General features: G+C 32.3%; 10 protein-coding genes. 4 read left to right on the top strand and 6 right to left on the bottom strand.

What is annotated here, in order from left to right; genetic code table 11:
• The first annotated feature begins 439 nt into the window (after positions 1-439).
• The 4 genes from ACW8TM_RS11835 to ACW8TM_RS11820 all read left to right on the top strand — a co-directional run bounded on the left by ACW8TM_RS11835 (position 440) and on the right by ACW8TM_RS11820 (position 3,488).
• The gene (locus tag ACW8TM_RS11835) at positions 440-1,057 is read left to right on the top strand and encodes a hypothetical protein (RefSeq protein WP_491533509.1); all 618 of its coding nucleotides are present in this window, start codon (positions 440-442) and stop codon (positions 1,055-1,057) included.
• A 5-nt stretch (positions 1,058-1,062) separates the two neighbouring features.
• Positions 1,063-1,278, top strand: a complete 216-nt coding sequence (locus ACW8TM_RS11830) for a hypothetical protein (RefSeq protein WP_491533508.1) — start codon at positions 1,063-1,065, stop codon at positions 1,276-1,278.
• A gap of 639 nt (positions 1,279-1,917) precedes the next feature.
• A complete protein-coding gene (locus ACW8TM_RS11825) occupies positions 1,918-3,111 on the top strand; it encodes an MFS transporter (RefSeq protein ID WP_491533507.1) in 1,194 nt (397 codons plus the stop codon).
• 143 nt (positions 3,112-3,254) lie between these two features.
• Positions 3,255-3,488 (top strand): hypothetical protein, encoded by a 234-nt coding sequence (locus ACW8TM_RS11820; protein ID WP_491533506.1) that lies wholly within the window; start codon positions 3,255-3,257, stop codon positions 3,486-3,488.
• Positions 3,489-3,495: 7 nt separating this feature from the next.
• Here ACW8TM_RS11820 and ACW8TM_RS11815 read toward each other — a convergent pair whose 3' ends face one another.
• The 6 genes from ACW8TM_RS11815 to ACW8TM_RS11790 form a co-directional block, all read right to left on the bottom strand.
• A complete protein-coding gene (locus ACW8TM_RS11815) occupies positions 3,496-3,912 on the bottom strand; it encodes a type II toxin-antitoxin system VapC family toxin (protein ID WP_491533505.1) in 417 nt (138 codons plus the stop codon).
• Entirely contained in the window at positions 3,905-4,141 is a 237-nt protein-coding gene (locus ACW8TM_RS11810) for an AbrB/MazE/SpoVT family DNA-binding domain-containing protein (RefSeq protein ID WP_491533504.1), read from the bottom strand. The genes ACW8TM_RS11815 and ACW8TM_RS11810 overlap by 8 nt, the downstream gene beginning before the upstream one ends.
• Positions 4,142-4,303: 162 nt before the next feature.
• Complete coding sequence (locus ACW8TM_RS11805) at positions 4,304-4,597, bottom strand: AbrB/MazE/SpoVT family DNA-binding domain-containing protein (RefSeq protein ID WP_491533503.1); 294 nt, start codon at positions 4,595-4,597, stop codon at positions 4,304-4,306.
• 73 nt (positions 4,598-4,670) lie between these two features.
• Entirely contained in the window at positions 4,671-5,210 is a 540-nt protein-coding gene (locus ACW8TM_RS11800; RefSeq protein WP_491533502.1) for a hypothetical protein, read from the bottom strand.
• Between the two features lie 148 nt (positions 5,211-5,358).
• Positions 5,359-6,114 carry a CRISPR-associated endonuclease Cas3'' gene (locus ACW8TM_RS11795; RefSeq protein WP_491533501.1) on the bottom strand — a complete coding sequence of 252 codons (756 nt, stop codon included), beginning with the start codon at positions 6,112-6,114 and terminating at the stop codon, positions 5,359-5,361.
• Positions 6,115-7,004 (bottom strand): helicase-related protein (locus ACW8TM_RS11790; protein WP_491533500.1); only part of this gene is annotated, 890 nt, incomplete at its 5' end.

Here is a 7,004-nt window from a genome sequence, read left to right as displayed (position 1 = left end):
TACTTAGCCATGTATGAATGTGCACTTCTTTCAATTCCGTTTATTGGGTTCTGATTGGTGCATACTTAGGAGATGGTTATGCACATTTTTACTTTCAATTCCCTGTATTGGGTTCGTGATGGGTTCTAGGACGATTAGTCCGTTTTGAGCTAGTTCTTTCAATTCCCTTTATTGGGTTCAAAAAAGAATATAGAGGAAATACGAGAAGCAATAAACAACTTTCAATTCCCTTTATTGGGTTCCGATATTAATTTTTTCTTTTTTAGGGTTAAAAGGCTTTTTGGAGGCTTCTTTTCTGAGTGATCATGGGAACTGAATAAACTTGTAAGAAATTAATGATGAAAGTACCGGTTAGATTTTAAAATAAATTAAAGGATTAGTGATAAATATTTGATTTAGCTCTAAGATTTGAATAGGATAGGTATTTGGAGAAATAGTGATGGTTTCTAGTTTCGTATGTGCTAAGGTTAATGAGCTGACAAGTGAATTTAATAAAGATGTAATTAATGCTTTGAAGAATATTTCTAATGATGTTAATCGTTTTTTGTATTTTATGGCTTGGCTTAACACTAAAATTGAGGAATGGGGTTTTGGTAAGATAATTATTGTGGGAGGGTTTGCAGTCGAATTCTTTACTGGTTCAACTTATAGGACATTAGATGTGGACATAATAGTTGAAGATGGTAAAGCAATAAGTATTATTGAGAATTTTCTTAGTATGATTTCTGAAAAGCCATGTAGAGCTTTTTTACCATTATTTGAAACCATTGCCACTAGGGGTATTGAAATTGTTGGGACAGTCTATAATAAGGCTAAGAGTCCGATTAAGATTGAAGTGAACAGTTACTATGTATATTTAGAAGCACCTGAAGAACTTATAGTGAAATATTTATCAGCATGGAAATACTGGAGAAGTGAGATTGATAGAGATAAAGTGTTAGCATTAATAGCAGTTTTATGGGATAAAATTGATAGACAATACATTTTAAAGAGAGTTGAAGGAGAGAATGTGAAGGATAAATTGATGGAAGCCTTAAAACTACTTGAAATGGATTGATTATTATGAATAGAAACAAGCTGAGAAAAGCAATAAAAATTTCATTAAAACTACGTGAAGGAAAAAGGCTTAGGGGAAGTAAGCGTTCAATTGAGGATGCAATTAAACTGGCAAGATTAGCGAGAAGTGTAATTGAAGCCATGGAGAAGAATGGATTAATAGAATTTAGGAGAGAGAATGGACTATTAGAGATTATAGTTCGATTGGGGATTCATAAGTAAGCTTAGATTCCATGGTTATTTTATTCTAATCTTGTTGGAATTCCATCTCCATGAATATCAACATACCCAGCTCTCAATTTTTTCTTTAATTCTACTATTGCAACTACACCTATCCTTGACAGATAATCTAAAGCTAAGAACTCTAAATTATCTATAGATTCAACATGATATCCCTAGCTCATATTCAATTTTATTGCTGAACGGTACCCATCTAAATCTTGGATATTCAATGGTTATTTGCAGATGCATTCTACAATAAATAGTTGAATTATTAGGAAAAACTACCATTAACAACATAGATGCTATCACTAGGATCGCACAAAATAGCAAAGAAATCTCCATTAAGCCAGACAAACGAGACAGAGAAACACTTATGGTGAAGCGAACAGCAATACTTGCATCAACAGCATTACCATCAGACCTAGAATATTGGCACCAACATCAGAAGCAATAACATCATAAATAGAGAAAAAGTTCACGAAAATACATGCATAATAAAGTCTATCAAACATTATTGACTATAGTTGGAAACAAGTTTAACATATCTTCGAATCACTTATTAATTGTTTACTTAGAAATATCCAAGTTGTAAAGAATAATTAAGTTAACATTATTATTAAGCCGTATAGGTGTCATGAAGTGAAGTGGAGCGAGCTGCCGAGGCCTGCAAGATACTATATACTCTATCACACTATAATTGCACCTATACTCTTCACATGGTATATGCTACCCTACAATCTCCTTGAAGAAGGTTATATGATACTTGAACTAGGAATACTATACACAGCTGTAGATATACTCTCAATACCTGCAAAACTCCTACTCGGCATGTACTTCACATTTCATGATGTAAAGAGAGGGCTACTTCTAATCGACGCACTAGAATCCATAACACTATTCCTTCTCTATCTCGCCAAGGGAAATTTAGCCCCTATCTTTATTGGACTATCACTTTTAATCTCAAACATTACAAGAACTTTTTATCCACTATATCAGGCATATGAGAGAGCAGTATATCCAGAGGATAGAATGAAGGAGACACTTATATGGCACATGGCTCTACCTGAAGCTGCAATAGTCCTCAGCTATCCAATATTAGGCTATGTCTTTGGCCTCCTCTATCCAAACTTGAATTATATTAGGATAGGATTCCTATTCTTCGCGACAGTCAGTATAATTTTAGCCTTATACATCTTAAAGTTCTTCCAACCAGTAATCTTGAAAGGAAAAAGTGAGAAGAAATCAATATTAAAAGACATTGAAAATCTAGTCAATATACTTAAAGGAAAACTTAAACTATACTTCATAATTAATATGCTATATTTGCTGGCATGGCGCTTCATTCCAATATTCATAGTCGTAAATTACATTATTGAAGAGTATAGTGGAAATTTATTTCACATAGCCCTATTCGAAGCCTTCATTAGCCTAGCTACAGTAACCTCAATGCTTATCGTAAACAGAATACATGAACGCTATGGCTTTTATGCAATGATAATCTCAACCATTGGCATAGCTATAACAACACTCACATTCTACTTGAAGCCACCCTTCTACATACTTCTATCCCTTGCTTTTATTACAAGAATATTCGACGCAACATGGTTTGTCTTTAACAGAAACTGGCTCTTCAAAACAATAACGAAAGAAGAGGCAGCCCTCATCACTACTGGTATATCAGCACTAAACTCTACAATATTTCTAGTAATGCCTCTCATTACAAGTATACTAGCAACAATTTCCCCAAGCCTCCCATACCTCGCAGGATCCATATTAATAGCCTCTACTATACCATTCCTAATAAGAGCCACCCAAATAGAAAATATAAGATAATTTAAAGAATCATTAGCCACCTCTAGCATTTCATTAATTTCAAAAATAGAGAAGAAGCTTATAAGCTTCAATTCACCAAAATCCTACACTCAACCCAATAGAGCATAAACTAAACAATTTAATGATTAAATGGAAGGTAGAAATTGAAAGTTAACGAAGTTATGGAAAGAAAATTTAGACAACCTTACTATAAAAGCTCAAAAAGAAAAGAAAGCAATTTAACTCTCGTAAATAAAGCCAAAACCCTTCCAAAAGAAGTGGATTATAAAAGGGTCAAGTCATGCTCATTAAAGTTCTATAAGAAAGAAACAATATTCACCCACATGAAATATACTAAAATAACATTTAAGATGAGAAAGAAGAAGTTAAATGAATAACTACACATCATTTCAACTTACATTCCATGTAATGTATCTGCGTATTCTTAATTTTCTTAGAGTTTAGCTTTTCAAAGTCTTTATCGAAAGTGTAGAAGTTTGGATAATTTGCTTCTACAGCTGTTGACAGAACTAAGGAATCTATTTCAGGTAAATTGAATTCTCTTCTAATATGAGAAGCGATAATACATGTTTCTTGACGTACAGGTATTATTCTAAACATTTTTGTGAGTATATCTTTTATCTCTAGAAATTTACTTTCAACACCATACTTAACTGAGTAATAGTGAACTTCATGCAGCGATATTATTGACACTCCCCTTAACCTATATTCATTTAAAATTTTTCGAGCAACATCAAATCTATCTTCCTCTTTAAATAAATAGGCAATTAAAACATTAGAATCATACAATGCTCTACCCACGTTCACCAACCTTTCTAGATCTATCTAAATCTTCAGCAAGCCCCTTTAACGAATATCCAGGATTCAACACTCCCGCCAAATCACTTAAACCCAAAACCTTTTCCAAGATAATTCTATTTTTCTCGTCCACATACACCTTAACATAATCTCCAACATTTATGTTAAGCTTCTCACTAACCTCCTTCGGAATAGTAATTTGCCTCTTCCTAGTCACCTTAACTATTCTCAAATAATTCACCAAAAGTTAAACTAAGTACTACTATTTAAAAGTACTGAAAAAATTTGTACTACTAATAATGACCTCGCCATAAGAGATTTTTCATCATGATAATGTCATATCACCCCCTACGCGTCAATAAACAATTAAGGAGTAACTAAATTCAATAGTTTCTTATAATTGCTCCTCCCTTGAAAGATCTATTCTCCTATCATTTATTAGCTCTTTAATTATCCTTTCAGCATTAATTCCCCTAACAGGTTTACATGCTTCTTCTAATAGTTCAGGCTTACCTAACACTCCTGAATAATCTCTAACTTTTATTTTCTTACGAGGCTTAACAACAGCCTTCTTCTCATCATAAATAAAAATTAATTCAGAGCCCTCAGATAAACCCCAAATTCTCCTAATTTCAACTGGAAGAGTTAATTGACCCTTCTTTCTAACCTTAACTCTAACTTTTCTCAAAAAATCCACCATAATACCATTAAATCCAACATTATAATTAAATCTAACTAGAAATTTTCTACGAAGTTGGAATTCAGATATAATTTAATCCCTTCAACCTCTGTGCTCTAGCTCTATATTCCTCAGCTTTCCTCCTATACTTAAAGTATAAAATGGGTATAACAAATTCATAAGCATAACCCCGTCTCCTAAATGGAAGCACTAAAAAGATTAACACTAAAACCGCATAAAATCCAATAAGCAACGACAAAAACACCAGTAAAACAAGTGTAATCATTAACCCAATCTTAGCATCCCTAGCCTTACGCTCATAAATTTGTGCTTCAATCAACCATTTTCCACGCTCAACCTTCCTTTCAACATGCTTTGGAAAATAATTCAACCTTCTCCTTAAATCATCAAACCCCCTAGGCAAATCAATATAGCAATGATCACCATAAACATGAATAATTATTCTCCTAAAAAACCCAATTTTAATAAAAACCATCCTCAAAACATTATTACTAAAATACTTCTCAACCCTATACTTAGACCCCCTCTCCTCAAGATACCTCTCAACATACTCAAGCAACTTTTCAGCTGAAACCCTAACACCAATCCATCTTTCAACCATACATTAATAAAATTGATTCTAGTTCTTAAGTAATTTAGTACGTTTATAAAAGAAGCCATGATGTCAATATAGGCTTTCTCTAAAACCACAATATACAAACTGTTAGAATGCACATCTAATAACATGGAAGTTTACATATAACAACAAGTCAACAATCAATCAAAAGTCTATATCCAATAAACGGGTTTGAAATTCTGCTCTCTATAAAATCCTTAACCCATGGAGGAAGTTGAAGAAACATTCTTTTTAACGATACCCTATCATCCAAACGCATTTTTGATGTTGATGCTGCTAATATATCACAAGTTATCAATGGATGCAATAAATAGTATGCTAGAGCATACTGCTCACTTGCATTCTTTGATACTACCAGAATGCATCTTAACAAGTTGAACAATTCACGTACTATGTTCCGGCTTTCAATACATCGCTTTAATGAGATTTTTATGCCCATTTCTCTTAGAAGAGACTCAAGAGATTTTACCTCATTATCCTCAACGTAATATCGCTTTCCATATTTTAAAATTAAACTAAGTGCTTCACTTATTTTCCGCATAGCATGATGGTGTAACATTATTGCTAGCGCCATACTTCTAATTATCCTCAAATTAAAATCTTGAAGCTTTTTAGTAAGATAAGCGGATATCACTTCATGTCCAGGTGCACCCTTGCCTCTCCTAATTAATGATTGATATGGATCATAAGCTTTGCCTATATCATGTAGTGCATAAGTAGTGATGAGTATTCTTTTAGCTTCACTTAAATTAATTTTAAACTTATGACTAATTTGAAGATGATAATTCCATTCTAAATATATTTTATTTAGAAAATCAATACCTCTACTAATGTGACTTTCCAAAGTTTCTTCTCTTTCACCAGGTTTATAATAAGCATACAGAGTCATTTAAGTCACCATGAAACCATACATTTCATTGTAAAATTTTTTAGGAATAATTATTGCTATTACGTTATTATAATTGATGAAACTATATAACTTGAGTCTATTGACAATTAATTTTTTTAGATCTAATTTAAAACATGTAACATATCCTTTAGAACTTATCTTTAATGCTTTTAAGTCATAATTAGATAGAGACATTAAATCGTGAGGAGACAATGGAAAACTGCTTTCTATAAAAATTTCTTTTAATTCTTTCATTGAATATTCGTCACCGACTCTAAAATCAAATTTAGAATTTAACTGTACTAATCCAATAATTAATGGATTGTCTCTTACAATATTTCCATAGTATTCCATTAGACGTACGACGTTTTCTGAACTCACATTTAATTTGAACAATATATTGGAAAATATGGTTGATATTGCAGGGTTTACTTTGGGAGAGAAACCAGCTTTTAAATATACATATTCCATGAATTTTTCATACCCTATTTTGGAATCCACTATGGGTAGATGCCAAAATATTTTCTTAAGATTTGTTGAAATAAATTGAAATGTCTCTTGGATTATTTCTATTGGATAGACTGTATATTTTTCTCCTCCTTCGCTTTTATCATAGAAAATTGTTAAGTGGCCTTCCTTGTTTTCTTCTTTCCTTAAAAGTCTTCCAACTCTCTGTACTAAGGAAGTTGGTGGTGCAATTTCGGTTATCATAGCATCCGAGGATAAATCAACACCTGCCTCTATAACTTGTGTTGATATTAAAAACCATTTATCTAAATTAGCTATTTTATTTAATCTAGATAATCTCTCCTTTGCAATTATTTTACTGTGAAGTATTATTGGATTAAACTCCATTAATCCTGATGATAAGTTAATGCATTTTCTGATAG

This window comes from Candidatus Culexmicrobium sp., assembly GCF_058356305.1.
The sequence above is the reverse complement of the archived record's forward strand: the minus strand, read 5'-3'. Positions and strand labels throughout refer to the sequence as shown.

Coding starts and splice junctions, on each gene's coding strand:
- ACW8TM_RS11835 (WP_491533509.1), top strand. CDS start 440: ATGGTTTCTAGTTTCGTATGTGCTAAGGTTAATGAGCTGACAAGTGAA.
- ACW8TM_RS11830 (WP_491533508.1), top strand. CDS start 1,063: ATGAATAGAAACAAGCTGAGAAAAGCAATAAAAATTTCATTAAAACTA.
- ACW8TM_RS11800 (WP_491533502.1), bottom strand. CDS start 5,210: ATGGTTGAAAGATGGATTGGTGTTAGGGTTTCAGCTGAAAAGTTGCTT.
- ACW8TM_RS11795 (WP_491533501.1), bottom strand. CDS start 6,114: ATGACTCTGTATGCTTATTATAAACCTGGTGAAAGAGAAGAAACTTTG.